A 17,918-nucleotide genomic window follows, 5' to 3' on the forward strand; every position below is an offset into this window, starting at 1 on the left:
CATGGCACGAAAAAACATCGACACCACTACCGACAACGGCTCGTACCGAGGCGACCTCGCGCCGGTGGCCTTCGGAAAGTGCAATGACAACTTCACCGAGGTCTATCAGAACGCGGCTGCCGCGCAGACCACAGCTAATACAGCCAAGTCCACGGCCGACGAAGCGAAGGCGACCGCGGATTCTGCCGCCACGACGGCTGCGGGCAAGGTCAGCAAGGGGGCAAACGGAACGTGGCCGGACGCGATTCCAACAGCGTGGAATCTGTGGGAGGGCCCGCGTGTCATCCAAGCGTTCGGCACCAGCTCGAACAACGCTCCAGTGGGGTTCGGCGTGGCGATTGCCGTTGCGAACTCGCCGCCAGATGCATCTGGCAACTTCACCAAGCAGAACGGCCGGTGGATCAATCAACTCGCCTTCGGCACCAACAATGACGTCTATTTCTCCCAATCGATCAATGGCAACCAGTTCGGAGCGTGGCGGCAGTTCTGGCACTCCGGCAACACCACGGTCGATGCCAACAACTTCATCAAGCGAGCCTGACGATGGACAGTACCTGCGCTGCAGCGTTCAACATCCAGCCGGACGGTAGCATCGTCCTCGCCGGCGACCATGCCCCTGGCACGAGTATGGGCTGTCCGTTCGAAAGCCTCGGTATCAGCTGCACGCGTATCGGCACCGGGCTGTACCAGGTCACGGGACCAGGTATCCAACCTGCGGCCGGCTGGCGCGCGAGCGTGTACCGCGACGAGAACGACGAGCCGACGGTTCGCCTGGCCATTCATCAGCAGCAGGATGCGATCTTGTACACGTGCACGGATCCAGCTACCGGCGACCCGAAGGACATCGTCTATCTGCTGACGGTGCGAGTGATCGTTGCGGCACCAGAATGTGAGCCGGCAGGTGATGCCGCATGATCACCGCCGACGCCCAGAAACTGGAGCCCGGCGGCCGGGTGACGCTGTACGAGCTGGATTGCAGTAGCTTCGGCGCTGATCAGCTGTTCTTCCACCAGCACCTGCAGTCGGGGGTGATCTGGTGGCAGGGCCAGGAGTACGGCCCATGGCCGATCAACGCTACGGGCTTCGAGCGCACCAGCGAGCAGCAGCCCAATCCCCGGCTGAAGGTCAGCAACATCGACGGCCGTATCGGCGCCCTGTGCCGCATGTTCCAGGATCTGGCCGGTGCCAAGCTGATTCGCCGGCAGACGCTGGTGAAGTACCTGGACGCGGCCAACTTCCCCGAGGGGAACCCGCTGGCTGACCCGGGCGAGCACTTCCTGGATGAGATCTGGTACATCGAGCGCAAGGTGGGCGAGGACGACGAAACGGTCGAGTTCGAGCTGACCACGGTGGCCGACTTCAACGGGCGGGAGCTGCCAGCGCGGCAGTGCACCAGGATCTGCAGCGCCCTGCTGCACGGGGGCTACCGCGGTCCCTACTGCGGCTACACCGGCTCGGCGTACTTCGATATCAACGACCAGCCGGTGGATGACCCGGGCAGGGACGTGTGCGCCGGCCTGGTTCGCAGCTGCCAACTGCGGTTCGGCCAAGACAAGCCGATCCCGCATGGTGGGTTTCCGGCCGCCGGCCTGTTGCGGACCTGACGACCCGCCCGCCGACACCACCAGCAACTTCGCGCTGTACCAGCAGCACCACAAGGCCCGCCCAGCGCGGGCCTTTTCTATGGGCGATATCCATGCAACAGAGCACCCTGCAGGCCATCCAGGCGCATGCCGTGGCCGAGTACCCGCGCGAGTGCTGCGGCCTGATCGTGGCCTGCGCCGATGGCGAGGCCTTCATTCCCTGCCGCAACGTGGCCACCACGCCCAGCGAGCATTTCCGGCTGCCGGCCGAGGACTACGCCGACGCGGAGGACCAGGGCGAGGTGCTGGCCGTCGTGCACAGCCACCCGAATGCCTCTGCGGCCGCGTCCGACGCTGACCGGGTCATGTGCGAGGCCAGCGGCCTGCCGTGGCACATCGTGAGCGTGGGCCAGTGCACCGGCGCAGAGCCGGAGTGTGGCGACCTGCAGACCATCGAGCCCTGTGGCTACGAGGCGCCGCTGGTTGGCCGCCAGTTCGCCCATGGGGTGCTGGACTGCTACACCCTGGTGCGCGACTTCTACGCCCGCGAGCTGGGCATCCAGCTCAGCCAGTACGAGCGCGAGGACGACTGGTGGGAGAAGGGCCAGGACCTCTACAGCCTGGACCGGCTGCGCGCCGAAGGCTTCGAGCTGATCGATGGCGAGCCCCAGCGCGGCGACATGGTGCTGATGCAGATCCGCTCGCCAGTGACGAACCACGCCGGCGTCTACCTGGGCGACGGGAAGATGCTGCACCACATGCACGGCCGCCTGTCCGAGACGGTGGTCTACGGCGGCATGTGGGCCGAGCGCACCCGCCACATCGTGCGCCATAGGGAGGCCGGCCATGACTGAGCGCCTGCGCACTGTCCGGCTGTACGGCCGCCTCGGCGCCCGCTTCGGCCGCAAGTTTCAGCTGGCGGTGAACAGCCCAGCCGAGGCCATTTTCGCGCTCGGCATCCTGTTGCCTGGCTTCCGGCAGTTCCTGACCGGCTGCAAGGATCAGGGCATCGAGTTCGCTGTGTTCATCGGCCGCGAGAACCTGAGCAAGGCGCAATTGCACGATCCGCCGGGTGCGGATGATATCCGCATTGCGCCGGTGCTGGTCGGCTCCAAGCGCGGCGGCGCCCTGCAGACCATCGTCGGTGTGGCCCTGATCGTGGTGGCCACCATCTACGGCGGCCCGGGCGCCGGTGCTGGCGTCGCCAAGTTCTGGGGCGCGGTCGGCGCGGCCGGTTGGAGCCTGGCCATCGGCGGCGTGGTGCAGATGCTGTCGCCCCAGCCGCGTGGCCTGGGGACGAAGGAGAGCGCTGAAAACACGCCGAATTACAGCATGAACGGGCCTGTGAACGTGCAGGCCCAAGGCAACCCGGTGCCCGTCGCCTACGGCGGCCACGACACGAAGGGGATGGTCGTCGGATCCGTGGTGATCAGCGGCGGCATCTACGCGGAGGACCAGCAGTGAATCGAGCCATCAACTATCAGCACGTCGAGGTGGCCAAGGCGTGCGCGGACGTGATCGGCGCCGGCGGGAAGAGCAGCACCAACGCCCGCACGCCGGTGGAGACGCCGGATAGCCTGCACTCGATCTCCTACGCCAAGGTCCTGGACCTGACCAGCGAGGGCGAGATCCGCGGCCTGGTGGCCGGTAACCAGTCCATCTACCTCAACGAGGTGCCGATCCAGAACAGCGACGGCACCTTCAACTTCAACGGCGTTCGGGTTGAGACCCGCTCGGGCACGCAGGACCAGGAGTACATCGCCGGCTTACCGTCCGTCGAGAACGAGATCGGGGTCGGCGTCGAGCTGCGCGACACGCCGGTGGTGCGCACGGCTTCCGGTCAGGATCTGTCGGCGGTGCGGATCCGGTTCGGTGTGCCTGCCCTGCAGCGACAGAACACCGAGAACGGCGACACCGAGGGTTACGCGGTCGAGTACGCCATCGACCTATCCACCGACGGCGGTGCATTCAGCACGGTGCTGACCAACGCCTTTCGCGGCAAGACCACCACCGAGTATCAGCGCAGCCACCGCATCGACCTGCCGCCGGGCAACCAGTGGCAGGTGCGGATCCGCCGCCTCACGCCGAACGCGAACAGCTCGACCGTGGCCGACACCGTGAACGTGATCTCGATGACCGAGATCATCGACGTAAAGCTGCGCTATCCCAACTGCGCGATCGCCGCGATCCAGATTGATGGCAGCCAGTTCCAGGGTAAGCCGACCACCGCATACCGCATCTGGGGCCGGATCATCCGCGTGCCCAGCAACTACGACCCGATCGCGCGCACCTATACCGGCGTGTGGGATGGCACCTTCAAGTCCGCCTGGACGAACAACCCGGCGTGGGTGTTCTTCGACATGGTCACCAACGACCGTTTCGGCCTGGGCGATCGCATCCCGCTGGACTGGGTGAACAGGTATCGCCTGTACGAGATCGCGCAGTACTGCGATCAGCTGGTGAGCGACGGCATGGGCGGCATGGAACCGCGCTTCACCTGCAGCCTGTACCTGCAGACCCGGGAGTCGGCCCACAAGGTGCTGCAGGACATGGCCAGCATGTTCCGCGGCATCAGCTTCTACGCGGCAGGGCAGATCATGGCCTCGGCGGACATGCCGAAGGATCCGGTCTACACCTACAGCCAGGCCAACGTGGTCGACGGGAAATTCACCTACACCGGCAGCGGCAGCAAAGCGCGGCACACGGTAGCTCTGGTTTCGTGGTCTGATCCCGACGACTTCGGCCGGCAGAAGGTCGAGCCGGTCCAGCTGCAGGAGGGCATCGCGCGCTACGGCGTGAATCAGATCGAGGTGACGGCATTCGGCTGCCACTCGAAGTCGCAGGCCCAGCGCGTGGGGCTGCACATCCTCTACAGCGAAAACCTGGAGACCGAGACGGTCAGCTTCGCAGTCGGCCTGGACGCTCTGAACTGCATGCCGGGTGATGTGATCCAGGTCGCCGATGCCAAGCGTGCCGGCCGGCGCAATTCTGGTCGTATCAGCGCGGCATCGGCGAGCAGCGTGACCCTGGATGTGGTGCCACCCTCGATGCAGGCCGGAGACCTGCTGCGCGCGACGCTGCCGAGTGGGAAGACCGAAGCCCGCACCATCAGCGGGGTCAACCCGGGAACGCGCGTGGTGACCGTCTCGGCGCCCTGGAGCGCGGTGCCGGTGGCGCAATCGATCTGGGCGACGGAATCGACCGACCTGGTGCTGCAGCAGTTCCGCGTGATCAGCATCACCGAGGAAGATGGCCTGACGTACCGCATCACCGCGCTGCAGCACCGCCCGGACAAGTTCGCGGCTATCGACGACGGCACCAGGCTGGAACCGCCGCCGATCAGCATCGTGCCGCCTAGCGTGCAGCCGCCGCCGGCCAACGTGCGCATGTCCTCGCATGTGGTGATTGACCAGGGCATTGCCACACCGGTGCTGACCATCGAGTGGGACGCCGCCGACAAGGCGATTGCCTACGACGTGGAGTGGCGCAGGGACGACCTCAACTGGGTGCGTATCGGGCGCGTCGGCACGACCAGCGCCGAGGTGCGCGGTGTCTACGCGGGAAGGTACTTGGCCCGGGTTCGCGCAGTGAATGCGCTTAACGCGGTGTCGCAGCCAACCCTCAGTGCACTGACGGACATTCAGGGCAAGACGGAGCCACCGCCGGCGCTGACCTCGCTGACGGCAACCCCGGTGGTATACGGAATCCGGCTGGCTTGGTCGTTCCCGCCGGGAGCTACCGATACAGAGCGCACTGAAATCTGGCGCGGTGCCGGCCCGAATTTGGAGAACGCCACCAAGTTCGCGGACTTCGCCTATCCGCAAAATCGATACCAGCTCGATGGCCTGGCCGCAGGCGCCAAGTTCTACTTCTGGGGGCGACTGGTCGACCGCAGCGGCAACATCGGCCCGTGGTATCCGGTCGGTACAGGGGTAATGGGGGAATCCAGCACCGACGTATCCGAGTACGAGGAGTACTTCAGGAACAAAATCACAGAGAGCTCGCTCGGACAGGAGTTGTTGGCGAAGATCGAGAGCACCAGCGGCCTGGTCCCCCTTGTGTGGACGGCTGAAGCCACGTACGAGCCAGGCCAGACCGTCGTGTACAACGGGAAGATCTGGCTGTGGTCAGACTCGGCGCCGGGCAACGAGCAGCCGCCCGGCACGAAGTGGCAGAACGTGGGTGATGCGCTTGCCGAGGCCGGGGCACTGGTGGGGCGCATGGATCGCGTCGAGATGGATATCGGCGAGCTGGACGGGAAGGTCACGGCGCAGGGGCAGAAGATCGATGGAATCTTTGCTCAGGTCGACGTGCAGGGCGCGGGTGATGGTGACTGGGGCGCCGGTGATACGACCTCCTATGCCGGGTCGTGGAGCATCCAGGCTGTTTCCGCGTCCGCAGACTATGCGGCTGCCAAGCGCACCGACACCGTCGAGGCCCGTGTTGATGAGACGCAGGCAATCGTGCAAGAGACCGCACAGACCGTTGTTGATTTGAACGGCAAGGTCAGCGCCTCGTGGAGCATGAAGCTGCAGATAACGGCCGATGGTCAGTACTACGCGGCGGGGATGGGCATCGGCATCGAGAACCAGCCTGACGGCAGTTACCAAAGCCAGATCCTGTTCCAGGCTGACCGGATGGCGCTGATCAACCTGGTGAACGGCCAGGTGACCACGCCCTTCGTGATTCAGGGCGGCCAGACGTTCATCAGCCAGGCCCTGATCGGCACGGCGTGGATCAAGAACGCCAATATCGAAGACGCGGCGATCACCAACGCGAAGATCAGCGGCACCATCCAGTCCGACGATTACGTGTCAGGGCAAACCGGCTGGCGGATCAACAAGGCGGCAGGTGGTGGATTCGAGTTCAACGGTGCCGTCGCCGGCGGCTATCGGCTGAACATCACCAACCAAGGCATCTACATCCGCTACCCGAACGGCAATCTCGCCGTGGAGCTTGGAGTGCTGCAGTAATGGTCGACATTGGGCTGAGGGTTCGGAGCGAGAGCGGGTACGTGGAGACCACGGTCACCACGCGGCTGACCAAGATCATCGGGTCGTACACGTTCCCGCTCTACAACCCGGTCAACTCCAACAACAAGTGGATCGCACCGCCCGAGGCAAACGGGGGGCTCATCGTCAATGACTTTTCAGGCGGTGAGCCCTTCTATTACTTCACCTGCGAGGGGCAGAGGTCAGCGTATGGAATGCTCGTTCCTTCGGTGTCCATCTCGGGCAATAGCATCAACTGGAGCTGGGATCCTGATGTGGTGAACTTCCACGTCAGGATGGAGATGTTCCCGAGCCGGCCCACCACCGACACGGTGGGCGGCATCACCCTTCATTACGGGATCTACAGCTGATGGCCGTCGGACTACGCGTACGAAACCAGGGAACCGGGCAGATTCAGATTGGTCTCGGCTATCGAAACCTGCAGCTGGCCAAGTCCGGGACGCTGAACACTGGATCCTTCTCCGGCGGGGCGACCGGCGGCTCGCCGCCGTTTGCCTCATGGTCGCCGCGAGGGGCCCTGGCGTCGACGAACGGGACAACGAACCTCCATGTCTGCCGTTACATCAACGACTCTGTGTCGACGAACACTGGGTTCTCTCTGGTTCAGAGCGGCGTGACGTGCGACGTGTACGCCTCCAGCGCGGCTCCCAACAAAACGTTGGAGTACTACACGTTCAGCGCGGCCGAGCGAGCGGCGAGCGGGCCGGTCGGGCTGCGCATGCGCGGCGAAGACGGCACGGTGTTCTATGACTCGCGGCGGAAGGGGCTGCGGGTCCTGCAGGTGGTGGCGCTGCCAGCGGTTTCAGGTCCTCCGATCGAGGTCGGCCAGTTCTTCCCGGGCGTAAAGATTGGCATCGCCATCCCGTCGCCGCGCTTCTACTACTTCGCGCAATCGCAGGATCGCTGCACGATGACGGCCGACTACTTCCACATGACGAGCGACAACCGGATCTTCATTTCCCGGCTGCAGACGGTTCAGCAGACCCTGATCACCAACACGTTCCCGGTGGGCGGCGTGACGATGGGGCCGCAGAACGCCACGATTTTCATCGTGGACCTGACCGAGGTGCCGCTGGGGTTCGGATGATGCGGGACTATGCGACCTGCAGCAGCAGGTCCTCGCGGTTGTTCCGCGGCGTGTTCACCGCGCGACTGACCCGGTAGGCCTCCATCGCCGGCGGCTCGCTGGCCAGCAGCATGGCCATGGCGTCGTCGGGGCTGGCGGCCATCCACTCATCGAGCTGGCCGGCCTGCAGCCACACCGGCATGCGATCGTGGATGTCGGCCGAGACGCCGCTGCTGTCCCCGGTGATGATGGTGAAGGTGCCCAGGTTGCCGTCGGGCAGCAGTGGGCTGGTGTCCTCCCACAGGCCAGCGGCCAGCAGCGGCCCTGTGGCGTGGATGAACCATGGATCCTTCTTTCCGTCATCGGGGCTCACCGACCACTCGTAGTAGCCCGCCATGGGGATCACGCAGCGGCGCTTCTTGAAGGCCGACCGGAATGCTGGTTTGGTGGCCACCGTCTCGATTCGGGCGTTGATGGTTGATCCCTGCAGGCCCTTGGCCTTGGCCCAGAAAGGCAGCAAGCCCCACGCCAAGCGGGTCACTTGCCGTCCTTCGCCGCGGTCCAGCATCACCGAGGCGCGCTGTGTCGGCGCCAGGTTATAGCTGGGCTGGATCTCGGCCAGGCCGGGGGCAAGGTCAGCCAGCCCCGGCTGGCCAAAGTCGATCACGGGGAGCTGGACGAAGCGGCCGCACATGGCCGGAGGGTAGCCCTGTCGGGCGTACTCGAGGTGTGTAGGGATGAGGGAGGGTCGAGCCTGGCTCGGTCGCAGGCTCTTCCATGGGTGGGCCATCCGTCAGTCGTGACTATTCCCGTACGTCCTTATGAACAGCCTGGCTGAACTGGTCAGAGAGATGGTCAATGAAGGTGGCCAGAAGATTACCGCTCAGTTCCCTGTAACAGAGCTTCTGTTCTTTGGCGGTTGTCTCATTGCGCCAAAAAATAGCGAAGCGAAGGCACTTTTCCTTACCATCGTTGACAACCGTAGGCCTGGCATAGCCGAGATCCTTGAGCTGGGGAGAGGAATGGATGAAGTCGCCATCCTTGTCCATCGTCCACGTTGCGATTCCGCCTTCCTTATTCCCCAGGGCCACTTTTTCTTTGAATGCGTGAAGGAGTGCGTCTGGAGAGGTGCTGTAAAACGAGAGCATTAGGGTCTTCCTTGAGTCTGGTAGGTTGGAGACTAGCTGAAGGTGGGTCGTATAAAAAGGGGAGTGCATGAATGCTTGCGAGTGCAGGGCGGGAAAGACTACGCACCCGAACTCTTTCCCCGCCTCTTACTCCGGCTCACCAAGCGGGAGTTCTAGCGTGTCCCCCTTCTTCGGAAGCACTTGGTCAACCATCTTTACGTAGCGTTGCCAGCCGTGCCCGCTAGCTATAGCTAAGCGCTGAAACATAATAAGGGAATGGAGATGCTGGGCTAGAAGCGGGTGGCCGACGTCATCGGACAACCACTGATGCAATTTGTTAGGTCGCGATCCGCTTTCGCTCTTGGGTGAGCGCAGTTCGAGCTCTTTGAGCACACCTGTACCCAGTCGGTCATAGACCAGGTCGCGAGTGTAGTGCGCAACGACACTGAACCGGTTCTTCTTCATGCCGGGCCATGTCCAGCCCTTCAGCTTGTAGATGTTCTCGTAGAACTCGTCCGGGAATCGCTTACTCCAAGCGGCAAGTTCTTTGCGAAGAACTGCATCCAAGTACTGCTGCAGCGCGTCTCGGGGTCTGACTTCCTGGTAGCCCGTAGCCTCGTCAACCAAAGCAATGATGCCCAGCTGCGACAACGCCCGAACAAGGACCTCCGCCTGCTGCGCGACGACGAGCTGTGTGGCCGTAAGGGCTTTGGCTTCGCGAGCTCGCAGATAGATGTCACACACGGCCGGCAGTGCCTCAGCGCGGAATGCTTCTGAAACGACGCCCTTGGTACTCCGCACTTCGGTCCCGGTCAGAATCTCCTTCAAGTCATTGTTTATAAAGGGGGAGAGGTTCCCAGCCTCGATGAAAACCGGCAATTCGGTCCCGGTGTACTTGCGGCCTCTCCACGGGCGCTTGAGCGCCTTCATGATTCCCCGCGTGCTGATGTACCGGTAGCCATCCTCCAGCACGTAGCAGGGAATGGGTACTTCAGCGATGGTGAGCGTTCCCTCATGGGTCGCTTTTCTCGCTCCCCCCCAACGTGCTTCGGCGGCTCTTTTGGCAATTTCGGAGCGCTTGCTTTCGGAGAGGGCAGAGGCCCTGGCCTTGCCGCCAGCGGACTGCGGGCTTTCGGTAGCTTCTTCGTTCACAGCAAGCACTCCTTCGTAGGATGCTTGCAATATGCATTAGCAAGCATCTTTGCGCAACATGCATGCTGGCCTGAGTTTGGGTAAGTGGGTTGAAGTCGAACGGTTCAGCCGGTGAACGCTTCCTTGTCGCAGCCTTTGCGACCGTCAGCCGTATCCTTCCGGCCATGCTTCCCTCCCATGGCTACCAAGGCTTCCGCGCCGCCCCGATCCCCACCGGCTGGGTCCAGCTGGGCGACACCTGGGTGCTGTGGTGGAACGGCAGTCAGATCGTCAACGTCTCGCCGGCCAAAGATGGCGGTGTGCGCGTCCGCCTCAATGCTCGGAAGATGTGGGATACCAAGGACGTGCGTGCCGCCAGCATCGCCCAAGGCAAGCGCTACGCCGAGCGCTGGTGTGCGGCCAGGCTCTACCCAGAGATGCGCCTGCGCGCGGCTGTGGCCCGGCTGCTGGACACCACGCCAGCCGAACCGCTCGAACCGCTTCCCGGCCTGCCGCCGACCCGCGAGCAGCAGGATCAGGCCCGGCGCCTGGCCGAGGCGACCGCGCTCGCCACTGCGCGAGTCAAGGAAGCGTTGGAGCCGGCCAAGCCGCTGCCGGCGACCAAGCCCCGCCCGAAGGACGCGCGCAAGGCGTGGGTGAGGGCAGGTCTGCAGCAAATGCGCCGCGGCGTGTAGCGAGAGAGGATGAAGAAAAAAAGGCGGAGCCGGAAGATTCACGACTCCATTACGCCATTTTCTTGGAAACCCTTATGCCGCAAGGGTCTTTGGTGCCGGTGAAAGGACTCGAACCTTCATGGGGTCACCCCCGGCTGATTTTGAGTCAGCTGCGTATACCATTCCGCCACACCGGCAGGCAGCGTGCGAGTGTAACCGAGGTCGGCGGGAGATGCATAGTAGGAGGGCCTATCAGGGCGGTTCCTGTCGGCATTGGCTCCTTGGTAGCTATACTCCCAGCGTGCAATTGCCTCCAGGAGCGGTAGCTGATGACAGTGTTGCAGGACCTGAGGGTGCTGGTGGTCGAGAACGACGAAATGAGTGCGGCCCTGCTGCAGATGCAGCTGGTGCATGCCGGTGCGACCGTGGTCGGGCTCGCAGCGAGCGTGTCCGAGGCCCTGCAGCTGCTGGAAAAGAGCGCCCCGGACGTGGCCCTGCTGGATTACCGGCTGGCCCGCAACGAGACCAGTGAGCCGGTGGCCGCAGCGCTTTCGGCACGTGGCATTCCGTTCGTGCTGGCAACCGGGATGCTGGCCGAGCAGCTGCCGGCACCGATGTTGGCCGGCCTGCTGCTGGTCAAGCCGTACCCGTCGGCGGATCTGTCGCGGGCGCTGGCCCGTGCGGTCGGCCGCTCCAGCGTCCAGGCCTGAGCCGCCCGCCATGCGCCGGCGGGGGTATGCTGCCGGGGCCTGAATGCTCAGGCCTACAAGGAGAGTGGCATGCAGAAGTGGATCAAGCGCATGGTTGCTGCGGGTGTCCTTTCGATGGCGGTCTTCGGTGGTACGGCGTCTGCCGCATGGTGCGGCCAGCCCTGTTTCCAGCTCTACAAGAGCTGCATCGCGCGCGGCGGTGAAGTTGAGCAATGCCTGCAGGAACAAGCCTTCTGCGAAGAGGCGATGTGCGGCGGCAACCCCTGATCCAGGAACCCCGCCCAGGCGGGGTTTTTCAATCGCGCGTGGCGCTCAACCCGCTTCCTCGTACACGTAACGGATCTCCTCGCGGTCATCGAGTATCTGGTACTGGCGCGCCAGGTCATCCGGGTCGGGATTGAGCCAGGCGTCGAGGTGTTCCCTGCGGATCGGTACCACGCCGCGGTCATGCCCGGCAGCGGCGATGTCGCTGGGAGGGACGTCGGTGATCGTGGCAAACGACAGCAGGCGGCCTTCCGGTCCTTCCCATTCCGCCCAGAGGCAGGCCAGCAGCAGGTCGCGGGGCGGATCGGGACGGAATTCGAGCACCACGTCCTGTTCCTTTTCGTCGTCACCGAGGGTGCGGCCGGCGATGGCGTGGCGTGGCACGTGCTCGTAGAACGCCTGCACCACCACCACGCCATGGCGCAGTCCGAACGCACCCCGCCAGTAACCTTCCAGACTGTCGCGCCGCGCATTGTAGGTGCCGGGGTACAGCACGTCGTTGCGCGCCGGTTTGTCCGGCAGCCGGCACTGGTAGCGCATCGGCTTGATCACGCGCTGGCCGTTCTCGCTGACCATCACCGGTGCGTAGGTGCCGGGAAAAATGCGGTTGTCGCGCGGCAGCAGCTGTACCCGATGCAGGTCTTCCAATCGGGCGTGCGCGCGCTCGATGCGGTTGCCGGCCACGCGCAGGTCATTGCGTGCCTTCTGCGTGGGCCGGGTGGCCAGCGTGGCATGGGCGATATCGCGTCGTTCGCGTTGCCGGGCCAGTTCGGCCTCCAGTGCCTGCTGCTCCTGCGCATGCCATTGCTGGATCTTCGCCACGATGTCGCGGCCCTGTTCGGTACGCGCACCGGCAAATCCGTCATCCATCGCCTTCGGGGTCTTCGGCCGCTTCTTGCCCGGATCGTGTGCGTACAGGTCGGCGAACTCCTCCAGCGACAGGATGGCACCGAACTCGCGTACCAGCTTGGCGTAGTCGGCGCGGATCAGGGCGGAATAGCACATGGGAAACTCGGGCCTGGGTCGCAACGACTGCGACGTGGATGCGGCAGGATAGCCCGACCCATCTGGAGATACCGCATGAATGATTCCACCTGCCAGTTCCGCGAGGCCGTGCCGACGGTCGAGGACTACTGCCGGTTGCGTGTGCTCGCAGGCCTCAGTGCCAAGAGCCCGGAAGCGGCCATGCGTGCGCTGCCCAACACCTTGTTCGGCGTGTGTGCCTACCAGGGGGCCGAACTGGTGGCGATGGGGCGTATCGTCGGCGATGGCGGCTGCCACCTGCAGGTCTGCGACATCGCGGTGCTGCCGCGGCTGCAGGGGCAGGGACTGGGCAAGGAGGTGATGCGACGCCTGGATGGCTGGATGCAGGCCAGCCTGCCGCCATCGGCGTACGTCAGCCTGCTGGCCGATGGCGAGGCGCATCGGTTGTACGCACAGTTTGGTTTCGCGCCCACGGCACCGGCATCGATCGGGATGTATCGGCGGTTCTGAGCCGTAATCGGGGTGAAGCCATCCACGCATGGCGTGGATTTACCCGGGCCCTGCGGTAGATCCACGCCATGCGTGGATAGGCCTTCCCAGGAACTGCAGGCAAAGAAAAACCCCGGCCGAAACCGGGGTTTTCAAGAATTGGCGTCCCCACGGGGATTCGAACCCCGGTCGCCACCGTGAAAGGGTGATGTCCTAGGCCTCTAGACGATGGGGACGCACGAAAACTTCAAGTTGTAGATCCTTCGACGGCCTAATGTCGAAGTGGTGGAGCCAAGCGGGATCGAACCGCTGACCTCCTGCATGCCATGCAGGCGCTCTCCCAGCTGAGCTATGGCCCCATGAAACTCCGGATGATCTGCCGGGAGCAGAGTCCGTTTTGAAACTGGCGTCCCCACGGGGATTCGAACCCCGGTCGCCACCGTGAAAGGGTGATGTCCTAGGCCTCTAGACGATGGGGACGCACGAAAAACTTCAAGTTGTAGAACCTTCGACGGCCTAATGTCGAAAGTGGTGGAGCCAAGCGGGATCGAACCGCTGACCTCCTGCATGCCATGCAGGCGCTCTCCCAGCTGAGCTATGGCCCCGTGTTACCGAGCCGCCTATCATACCTGCGTGTTCACGTTTGTGGAAGTCTTTTTTGAACTTTTTTCGTTCCGGTTCAACCGCAGCCACGAGGGCAGGGGAACCGCAACGCCACAACCTGAATGCCGGTAGGCGGTGAACAAAAAAGACCCGGTTATCGGCCGGGTCCTCGTTGTTCGTGATGAGTGGCGTCCCCACGGGGATTCGAACCCCGGTCGCCACCGTGAAAGGGTGATGTCCTAGGCCTCTAGACGATGGGGACGCAATTCTCATCAATGTTCTTTAGCGACCTTTCGACGGCCTAATGCCGAAAGATTGGTGGAGCCAAGCGGGATCGAACCGCTGACCTCCTGCATGCCATGCAGGCGCTCTCCCAGCTGAGCTATGGCCCCACGTCGCTGAGGAGCGAAATAATAGCCTTGCCCCAGGGGGTTGGCAAGCATTTGTTGCACTTTTCTTCACGCGCGTTGCGAGGTGGATGTCAGTCGCCCGGACTCACGCAGTGTCATCGGTCAGCGCCGCCAGGATCGGGCATTGATCCAGTGTGCCGTGGCCGGGGCAGGCGTCGACCAGCTGCGAAAGCGCGGTGTGCATGCGCTGCAGTTCGGCCATGCGCTGCGCGATGTCGTGCAGTCGGGCCTGCGCCGTGTCGCGCACGCTGCCCATGTCCTGCGAGTGACGGTCACTGAGTGCCAGCAGTTCGGCGATTTCTTCCAGGCTGAAGCCCAGCGTCTTGGCGCGACGGATGAAGCGCAGCCTGCGCAGGTCCTGCTCGCCGAAGATGCGGTAACCCCCGGCCGAGCGTGCCGCCGTGGGCAGCAGCTGCTGGCGCTCGTAGTAGCGCACCGTATCGATCGGCACGCCGGCCTGGCGCGCCAGTTGACCAATGTTCATGGCGGATTCCTGCGGATGCTGCCGCTCATTGTGAAGCCTTGAGTCTGGTCCAGGGTCAAGGTCCCGTCGCTGACGGCGCATTCAGCGCACTTTGCAACTTTCTTCATAGCCCCGCCGTCGTGGCAGTTCCTACCCTGCGCCTGAACCGGCCGCTGGATGGCCTGCAACGAACCGAGGAGATGGTCTGTGGAAGGATTCAGAAACGAAGGATTCGTCGAGGTCGCGGTGGTCGAGTACCCGGGAGGCGACCCGTCGGCCGCCTCCGTGCTGACTGAGATGGCACATGTCGCCAACCGGCTTGCCCAGCAGCAGCGCCGTCCGTTCAAGCGGGTCCTGGTGACCCGCTGGATCGTGCCGGCCAGCCAGACCGGCGTGCATCGCATTGCCGGCGCGGAGATGCTCGAGGCGGACATTCCCGCCGTGATCGCCGTGCCTGGCCAGATCAGCCAGGGCGTCTGCCTGCGCGCCGATGAGGTGCTGCTGGATTGGCTGCGCGCGCACTACGACGGTGGCAGTCTGCTGGCGGCGGCCAGCGACGGCGTGAGCATGCTCGCGCGTGCCGGACTGCTGGCCGGGCGCACGGTCAGTGGCCCGGACCTCGGGCGTCACCCGGGTCTGCAGGGGCAGTCGGCCAGCTGGGTGCCCAGTGAGCGCGCGCTGGTTGATGACGGCGACCTGCTGACGGTGGCCGGTTCCCAGGCCTGGCGCTTCCTCGCCCTGCGCCTGCTGTACCGGCTGCACGGCCAGGGCGTGGCGAGTTCCGTTGCGCAGCAGCTGGGGATCACGGTGCCGGCGGCGATCCAGCAGGATCTCGAGCGCTTCAGTGCCAACTTCGCCCACGGCGATCGCGACATACTGAAGGCGCAACGCTGGTTGCATACCACCGCTGCGCGCGGCGCCACGCTCGGTGCGATCTGCGAGATTTCCGGGCTGGAGCCGCGGACCCTGCAGCGGCGCTTCCTGAAGGCCACCGGCCTGCGCCCGATCGAGTATTGCCAGCGGTTGCGTATCGCCAAGGCGCAGACGCTGCTGCAGCAGGGCGCGGGTATCGATGAAGTGGCCTGGGGCGTGGGTTACGCCGATCAGAGCGCTTTCCGCCGCCTGTTCCTGCGCATTGTCGGAATGACGCCGGCCAACTATCGCCGGCTGGTCAACAACAAGCGACGCGAGCGGCCGCTGTTGTCATCGGTGGCGGGCAGCCTGCGCGGGCTGCAACCGGTGCCTGGCATGCAGATGCCGCGCAGCGCTGCCTGATGCCTGCGGTGGGCGTCGCGCTTGCAACCTGGGCGCGACGCTTCGACCATGCAGGCAACAGATGATGGGACAGGTGGGCTGATGTCGAGTGTTGGGCCGGTGCCGATGCCGGTGGTGTTGATCCTGATGTGCGTGCTGCTGGCCATGGCCGTGGCACACCTGTGGCCGCGTCGGAAGGACGGGATGGCAGTGCCTTCCGCGGCAAGCATGGTCCTGGACATGTTGCTGATCGGCCTGCTGTGCGGGCGCATCAGCTTCGTGGCCTTGAACTTCGCGCTCTATCGTGAGGCCCCCTGGAGCATCCTGCAGATCGCCGATGGTGGGTATCACCTCTCGGTCGTGCTGGTTGCAGGCCTCGCCTGGGGTGTTTGGCGGCTGAGGCTATGGCGCGCCTTGCGTGCCCCGGTGCTGGCGGGGGCGCTGGTGGGCGTGGTGCTGTGGGCGGCGGGCAGCCACCTGTTGGCAGCATGGCAGGAGCAGCGCATGCCGCTGCCGGCGGTGCAGGTGACCGATCTGCAGGGGCGCGTGATCGACCTGCAGCAGTTCCGGGGCAAACCGCTGGTGCTGAATCTCTGGGCCAGCTGGTGTGGGCCCTGCCGGCGCGAGATGCCGGTGCTGGCATCCGCACAGCAGACCCATACTGACGTGCAGTTCGTGTTCCTCAACCAGGGGGAAACGCTGGTCGAAGTAGAAGGTTTCATCGCGTCCGAGCGGCTTCGGCTGGGCAATGTGCTGCTGGACGATGCCGCCTCCGCGTCAACCGCACTGGGTGTGCAGGCCTATCCGTCGACGCTGTTTTTCGACGCCGAAGGGCGCCTGCGCGAACTGCACCTTGGCGAACTGACGGTGGCGGGCCTTGAACACAAACTGCGTCGGCTGCGGTAGCCTGCGCGGGCATCTCACTACGGAGTTCCCATGTTGTCGACTTCCCTGCGCATCGCTCCGGCGGTGCTGTTGCTGCCGGTCATGCTGGCATTGGCCGCCTGCAGCCAGGCCCAGACCCCGCCGGGCAAGACGGCCGCCGCACCGGCCGCCAGCGCTCCGGCCACTGCGGCCAAGGGTGACCGCCCCGCAGTGCTGAAAGGTATCGAGAAGCATGGCTTCGAAGTCGTTGCTGAGTTCGATGCACCGGGTGGCCTGCGCGGCTTCGCTGGCGTGGTGGGCGGGCAGCAGCCGGCCGCGGCCTACGTCACCGCCGACGGCAAGCACGTGCTGGTAGGCAGCCTGTTCGACGCCGAAGGCAACGATGTGGCCGCCGAGGCGGTGGAGAAGCTGGTCGCCGCACCGATGTCGGCCAAGATGTGGACCAAGCTGGAAGCCAGTGCCTGGGTGCGTGACGGCAAGGCCGATGCGCCGCGCGTGGTCTACACCTTCAGTGATGCCAACTGCCCGTACTGCCACAAGTTCTGGGAAGCGGCCCGCCCGTGGGTCGACGCGGGCAAGGTCCAGCTCCGCCACATCATGGTTGGCGTGATCCGCGAGGACAGCCCGGCCAAGGCCGCCGCCATCCTGTCCGCGCGTGACCCGAGTGCGGCGTTGCTGGAGAACGAACACCAGTTCGATCGTGGTGGCATCAAGGCCCTGCCGAGCATCAGCCGCGAGATCGCTGGCAAGCTCGACGCCAACCAGGTGCTGATGATCGAGTTGGGGTTCCAGGGCACGCCGGGCATCCTGTTCCAGGACGCACAGGGCCAGGTGCAGCGTCGCGCGGGCCTGCCGCAGGGCGCCGACCTGCAGACGGTGTTGGGCCCGCGCTGATCGCCGCCAACGTCGTGATGTAACCCACAGGCCCGCATGGCAGCATGCGGGCCTGTTGCTTTTCGTCGCTCCTGCAGAGGCTGCGGGGCTGCGCAGCAGCTGTTCGTCGTCACGTCTGAATCGTGACTGACATCAAGCATCGCGCCTTGATTCCAATCAAGGTCAAAAACGACAGGCGGATTAGCCTGTGACGCATGGAATACAGCGTCAACGCGCCATGGATGCCGCGCCAGACATGCCCTGAACCGGGGCGGTCGGCACAGCCATTCACGACACTCTCACCCCCCGATTGTTACCCAGACCGCTGCGGTCGCCACCTCTCTGGCAGCGCGGCCTTGATGGGCTCGACACCGGTGCGGGCAGGGCAGT

Annotated in this window: 20 protein-coding genes and 7 tRNA genes; 15 read left to right on the plus strand and 12 right to left on the minus strand. The window is 64.5% G+C overall.

Going from position 1 to position 17,918, the window contains the following annotated elements:
* Window position 1: 1 nt before the first annotated feature.
* The 8 genes from BKE09_RS20800 (at window position 2) to BKE09_RS20835 (ending at window position 7,682) form a co-directional block, all read left to right on the plus strand.
* A complete protein-coding gene (locus BKE09_RS20800) occupies window positions 2–541 on the plus strand; it encodes a hypothetical protein (RefSeq protein ID WP_075677743.1) in 540 nt (179 codons plus the stop codon).
* A 2-nt stretch (window positions 542–543) separates the two neighbouring features.
* Window positions 544–915, plus strand: a complete 372-nt coding sequence (locus BKE09_RS20805) for a hypothetical protein (RefSeq protein WP_075677745.1) — start codon at window positions 544–546, stop codon at window positions 913–915.
* Window positions 912–1,604 carry a phage minor tail protein L gene (locus BKE09_RS20810; protein ID WP_075677747.1) on the plus strand — a complete coding sequence of 231 codons (693 nt, stop codon included), beginning with the start codon at window positions 912–914 and terminating at the stop codon, window positions 1,602–1,604. Before BKE09_RS20805 ends, BKE09_RS20810 begins: the two co-directional genes overlap by 4 nt.
* Before the next feature lie 92 nt (window positions 1,605–1,696).
* Window positions 1,697–2,437 (plus strand): C40 family peptidase, encoded by a 741-nt coding sequence (locus BKE09_RS20815; protein ID WP_075677749.1) that lies wholly within the window; start codon window positions 1,697–1,699, stop codon window positions 2,435–2,437.
* Window positions 2,430–3,047 carry a tail assembly protein gene (locus BKE09_RS20820; RefSeq protein ID WP_075677751.1) on the plus strand — a complete coding sequence of 206 codons (618 nt, stop codon included), beginning with the start codon at window positions 2,430–2,432 and terminating at the stop codon, window positions 3,045–3,047. Before BKE09_RS20815 ends, BKE09_RS20820 begins: the two co-directional genes overlap by 8 nt.
* The gene (locus tag BKE09_RS20825; RefSeq protein ID WP_075677753.1) at window positions 3,044–6,556 is read left to right on the plus strand and encodes a phage tail protein; all 3,513 of its coding nucleotides are present in this window, start codon (window positions 3,044–3,046) and stop codon (window positions 6,554–6,556) included. Before BKE09_RS20820 ends, BKE09_RS20825 begins: the two co-directional genes overlap by 4 nt.
* Window positions 6,557–6,597: 41 nt before the next feature.
* A complete protein-coding gene (locus BKE09_RS20830; protein WP_240502965.1) occupies window positions 6,598–6,945 on the plus strand; it encodes a hypothetical protein in 348 nt (115 codons plus the stop codon).
* Entirely contained in the window at window positions 6,945–7,682 is a 738-nt protein-coding gene (locus BKE09_RS20835; protein ID WP_075677757.1) for a hypothetical protein, read from the plus strand. Before BKE09_RS20830 ends, BKE09_RS20835 begins: the two co-directional genes overlap by 1 nt.
* A gap of 7 nt (window positions 7,683–7,689) precedes the next feature.
* Here BKE09_RS20835 and BKE09_RS20840 read toward each other — a convergent pair whose 3' ends face one another.
* From BKE09_RS20840 to BKE09_RS20850, 3 genes are all read right to left on the minus strand, one after another.
* Window positions 7,690–8,355: an SOS response-associated peptidase gene (locus BKE09_RS20840; RefSeq protein WP_075677759.1), complete on the minus strand. Its 666-nt coding sequence runs from the start codon at window positions 8,353–8,355 to the stop codon at window positions 7,690–7,692.
* Between the two features lie 109 nt (window positions 8,356–8,464).
* Window positions 8,465–8,809: a hypothetical protein gene (locus tag BKE09_RS20845; RefSeq protein WP_075677761.1), complete on the minus strand. Its 345-nt coding sequence runs from the start codon at window positions 8,807–8,809 to the stop codon at window positions 8,465–8,467.
* A 126-nt stretch (window positions 8,810–8,935) separates the two neighbouring features.
* Window positions 8,936–9,940 carry a P63C domain-containing protein gene (locus tag BKE09_RS20850; protein WP_075677763.1) on the minus strand — a complete coding sequence of 335 codons (1,005 nt, stop codon included), beginning with the start codon at window positions 9,938–9,940 and terminating at the stop codon, window positions 8,936–8,938.
* Between the two features lie 164 nt (window positions 9,941–10,104).
* On the opposite strand from BKE09_RS20850, the gene BKE09_RS20855 reads away from it, so the two are divergent.
* Complete coding sequence (locus BKE09_RS20855) at window positions 10,105–10,614, plus strand: hypothetical protein (RefSeq protein WP_075678335.1); 510 nt, start codon at window positions 10,105–10,107, stop codon at window positions 10,612–10,614.
* 90 nt (window positions 10,615–10,704) lie between these two features.
* Here BKE09_RS20855 and BKE09_RS20860 read toward each other — a convergent pair.
* A tRNA-Leu gene (locus BKE09_RS20860) sits at window positions 10,705–10,790 on the minus strand.
* 132 nt (window positions 10,791–10,922) lie between these two features.
* Here BKE09_RS20860 and BKE09_RS20865 point away from each other — a divergent pair.
* Together BKE09_RS20865 and BKE09_RS20870 are read left to right on the plus strand one after the other, a co-directional pair.
* Window positions 10,923–11,303, plus strand: coding sequence for a response regulator (locus BKE09_RS20865; protein WP_075677765.1), 381 nt, complete (start codon window positions 10,923–10,925; stop codon window positions 11,301–11,303).
* 69 nt (window positions 11,304–11,372) lie between these two features.
* Entirely contained in the window at window positions 11,373–11,570 is a 198-nt protein-coding gene (locus tag BKE09_RS20870; protein WP_075677767.1) for a hypothetical protein, read from the plus strand.
* Between the two features lie 45 nt (window positions 11,571–11,615).
* On the opposite strand, the gene BKE09_RS20875 is transcribed toward BKE09_RS20870, so the two are convergent.
* Complete coding sequence (locus tag BKE09_RS20875) at window positions 11,616–12,572, minus strand: SOS response-associated peptidase family protein (protein WP_075677769.1); 957 nt, start codon at window positions 12,570–12,572, stop codon at window positions 11,616–11,618.
* A gap of 75 nt (window positions 12,573–12,647) precedes the next feature.
* Here BKE09_RS20875 and BKE09_RS20880 point away from each other — a divergent pair, with 75 nt between their 5' ends.
* On the plus strand, window positions 12,648–13,061 hold the full coding sequence (locus BKE09_RS20880) for a GNAT family N-acetyltransferase (RefSeq protein WP_075677771.1): 414 nt from the start codon (window positions 12,648–12,650) through the stop codon (window positions 13,059–13,061).
* A 139-nt stretch (window positions 13,062–13,200) separates the two neighbouring features.
* On the opposite strand, the gene BKE09_RS20885 is transcribed toward BKE09_RS20880, so the two are convergent.
* The 7 genes from BKE09_RS20885 to BKE09_RS20915 form a co-directional block, all read right to left on the minus strand.
* Window positions 13,201–13,276 (minus strand) — tRNA-Glu (locus BKE09_RS20885).
* Window positions 13,277–13,323: 47 nt separating this feature from the next.
* Window positions 13,324–13,399, minus strand: a tRNA-Ala gene (locus tag BKE09_RS20890).
* 45 nt (window positions 13,400–13,444) lie between these two features.
* A tRNA-Glu gene (locus BKE09_RS20895) sits at window positions 13,445–13,520 on the minus strand.
* A 49-nt stretch (window positions 13,521–13,569) separates the two neighbouring features.
* Window positions 13,570–13,645 (minus strand) — tRNA-Ala (locus BKE09_RS20900).
* 184 nt (window positions 13,646–13,829) lie between these two features.
* Window positions 13,830–13,905: transfer RNA gene (locus tag BKE09_RS20905), tRNA-Glu, on the minus strand.
* A gap of 54 nt (window positions 13,906–13,959) precedes the next feature.
* Window positions 13,960–14,035 (minus strand) — tRNA-Ala (locus BKE09_RS20910).
* A gap of 103 nt (window positions 14,036–14,138) precedes the next feature.
* Window positions 14,139–14,537, minus strand: coding sequence for a heavy metal-responsive transcriptional regulator (locus BKE09_RS20915; protein ID WP_075677773.1), 399 nt, complete (start codon window positions 14,535–14,537; stop codon window positions 14,139–14,141).
* A 186-nt stretch (window positions 14,538–14,723) separates the two neighbouring features.
* Here BKE09_RS20915 and BKE09_RS20920 point away from each other — a divergent pair, with 186 nt between their 5' ends.
* The 3 genes from BKE09_RS20920 (at window position 14,724) to dsbG (ending at window position 17,549) form a co-directional block, all read left to right on the plus strand.
* A complete protein-coding gene (locus BKE09_RS20920; RefSeq protein WP_075677775.1) occupies window positions 14,724–15,791 on the plus strand; it encodes a helix-turn-helix domain-containing protein in 1,068 nt (355 codons plus the stop codon).
* 81 nt (window positions 15,792–15,872) lie between these two features.
* Window positions 15,873–16,676 (plus strand): redoxin family protein, encoded by an 804-nt coding sequence (locus BKE09_RS20925; RefSeq protein ID WP_075677777.1) that lies wholly within the window; start codon window positions 15,873–15,875, stop codon window positions 16,674–16,676.
* A gap of 30 nt (window positions 16,677–16,706) precedes the next feature.
* Complete coding sequence (gene dsbG / locus BKE09_RS20930) at window positions 16,707–17,549, plus strand: thiol:disulfide interchange protein DsbG (protein WP_075677779.1); 843 nt, start codon at window positions 16,707–16,709, stop codon at window positions 17,547–17,549.
* The last annotated feature ends 369 nt before the right edge of the window (window positions 17,550–17,918 follow it).

It is taken from the genome of Stenotrophomonas sp. TD3 (genome assembly GCF_001939825.1).
Taxonomy (GTDB): domain Bacteria; phylum Pseudomonadota; class Gammaproteobacteria; order Xanthomonadales; family Xanthomonadaceae; genus Stenotrophomonas.

Excerpts from the sequence above, each read along its gene's own strand:
- BKE09_RS20815 (WP_075677749.1), top strand. The coding sequence starts at position 1,697 with ATGCAACAGAGCACCCTGCAGGCCATCCAGGCGCATGCCGTGGCCGAG.
- BKE09_RS20840 (WP_075677759.1), bottom strand. The coding sequence starts at position 8,355 with ATGTGCGGCCGCTTCGTCCAGCTCCCCGTGATCGACTTTGGCCAGCCG.
- BKE09_RS20855 (WP_075678335.1), top strand. The coding sequence starts at position 10,105 with ATGCTTCCCTCCCATGGCTACCAAGGCTTCCGCGCCGCCCCGATCCCC.
- dsbG (WP_075677779.1), top strand. The coding sequence starts at position 16,707 with ATGTTGTCGACTTCCCTGCGCATCGCTCCGGCGGTGCTGTTGCTGCCG.
- BKE09_RS20820 (WP_075677751.1), top strand. The coding sequence starts at position 2,430 with ATGACTGAGCGCCTGCGCACTGTCCGGCTGTACGGCCGCCTCGGCGCC.
- BKE09_RS20875 (WP_075677769.1), bottom strand. The coding sequence starts at position 12,572 with ATGTGCTATTCCGCCCTGATCCGCGCCGACTACGCCAAGCTGGTACGC.
- BKE09_RS20835 (WP_075677757.1), top strand. The coding sequence starts at position 6,945 with ATGGCCGTCGGACTACGCGTACGAAACCAGGGAACCGGGCAGATTCAG.
- BKE09_RS20865 (WP_075677765.1), top strand. The coding sequence starts at position 10,923 with ATGACAGTGTTGCAGGACCTGAGGGTGCTGGTGGTCGAGAACGACGAA.
- BKE09_RS20800 (WP_075677743.1), top strand. The coding sequence starts at position 2 with ATGGCACGAAAAAACATCGACACCACTACCGACAACGGCTCGTACCGA.
- BKE09_RS20915 (WP_075677773.1), bottom strand. The coding sequence starts at position 14,537 with ATGAACATTGGTCAACTGGCGCGCCAGGCCGGCGTGCCGATCGATACG.
- BKE09_RS20810 (WP_075677747.1), top strand. The coding sequence starts at position 912 with ATGATCACCGCCGACGCCCAGAAACTGGAGCCCGGCGGCCGGGTGACG.
- BKE09_RS20925 (WP_075677777.1), top strand. The coding sequence starts at position 15,873 with ATGTCGAGTGTTGGGCCGGTGCCGATGCCGGTGGTGTTGATCCTGATG.
- BKE09_RS20870 (WP_075677767.1), top strand. The coding sequence starts at position 11,373 with ATGCAGAAGTGGATCAAGCGCATGGTTGCTGCGGGTGTCCTTTCGATG.
- BKE09_RS20805 (WP_075677745.1), top strand. The coding sequence starts at position 544 with ATGGACAGTACCTGCGCTGCAGCGTTCAACATCCAGCCGGACGGTAGC.
- BKE09_RS20880 (WP_075677771.1), top strand. The coding sequence starts at position 12,648 with ATGAATGATTCCACCTGCCAGTTCCGCGAGGCCGTGCCGACGGTCGAG.
- BKE09_RS20845 (WP_075677761.1), bottom strand. The coding sequence starts at position 8,809 with ATGCTCTCGTTTTACAGCACCTCTCCAGACGCACTCCTTCACGCATTC.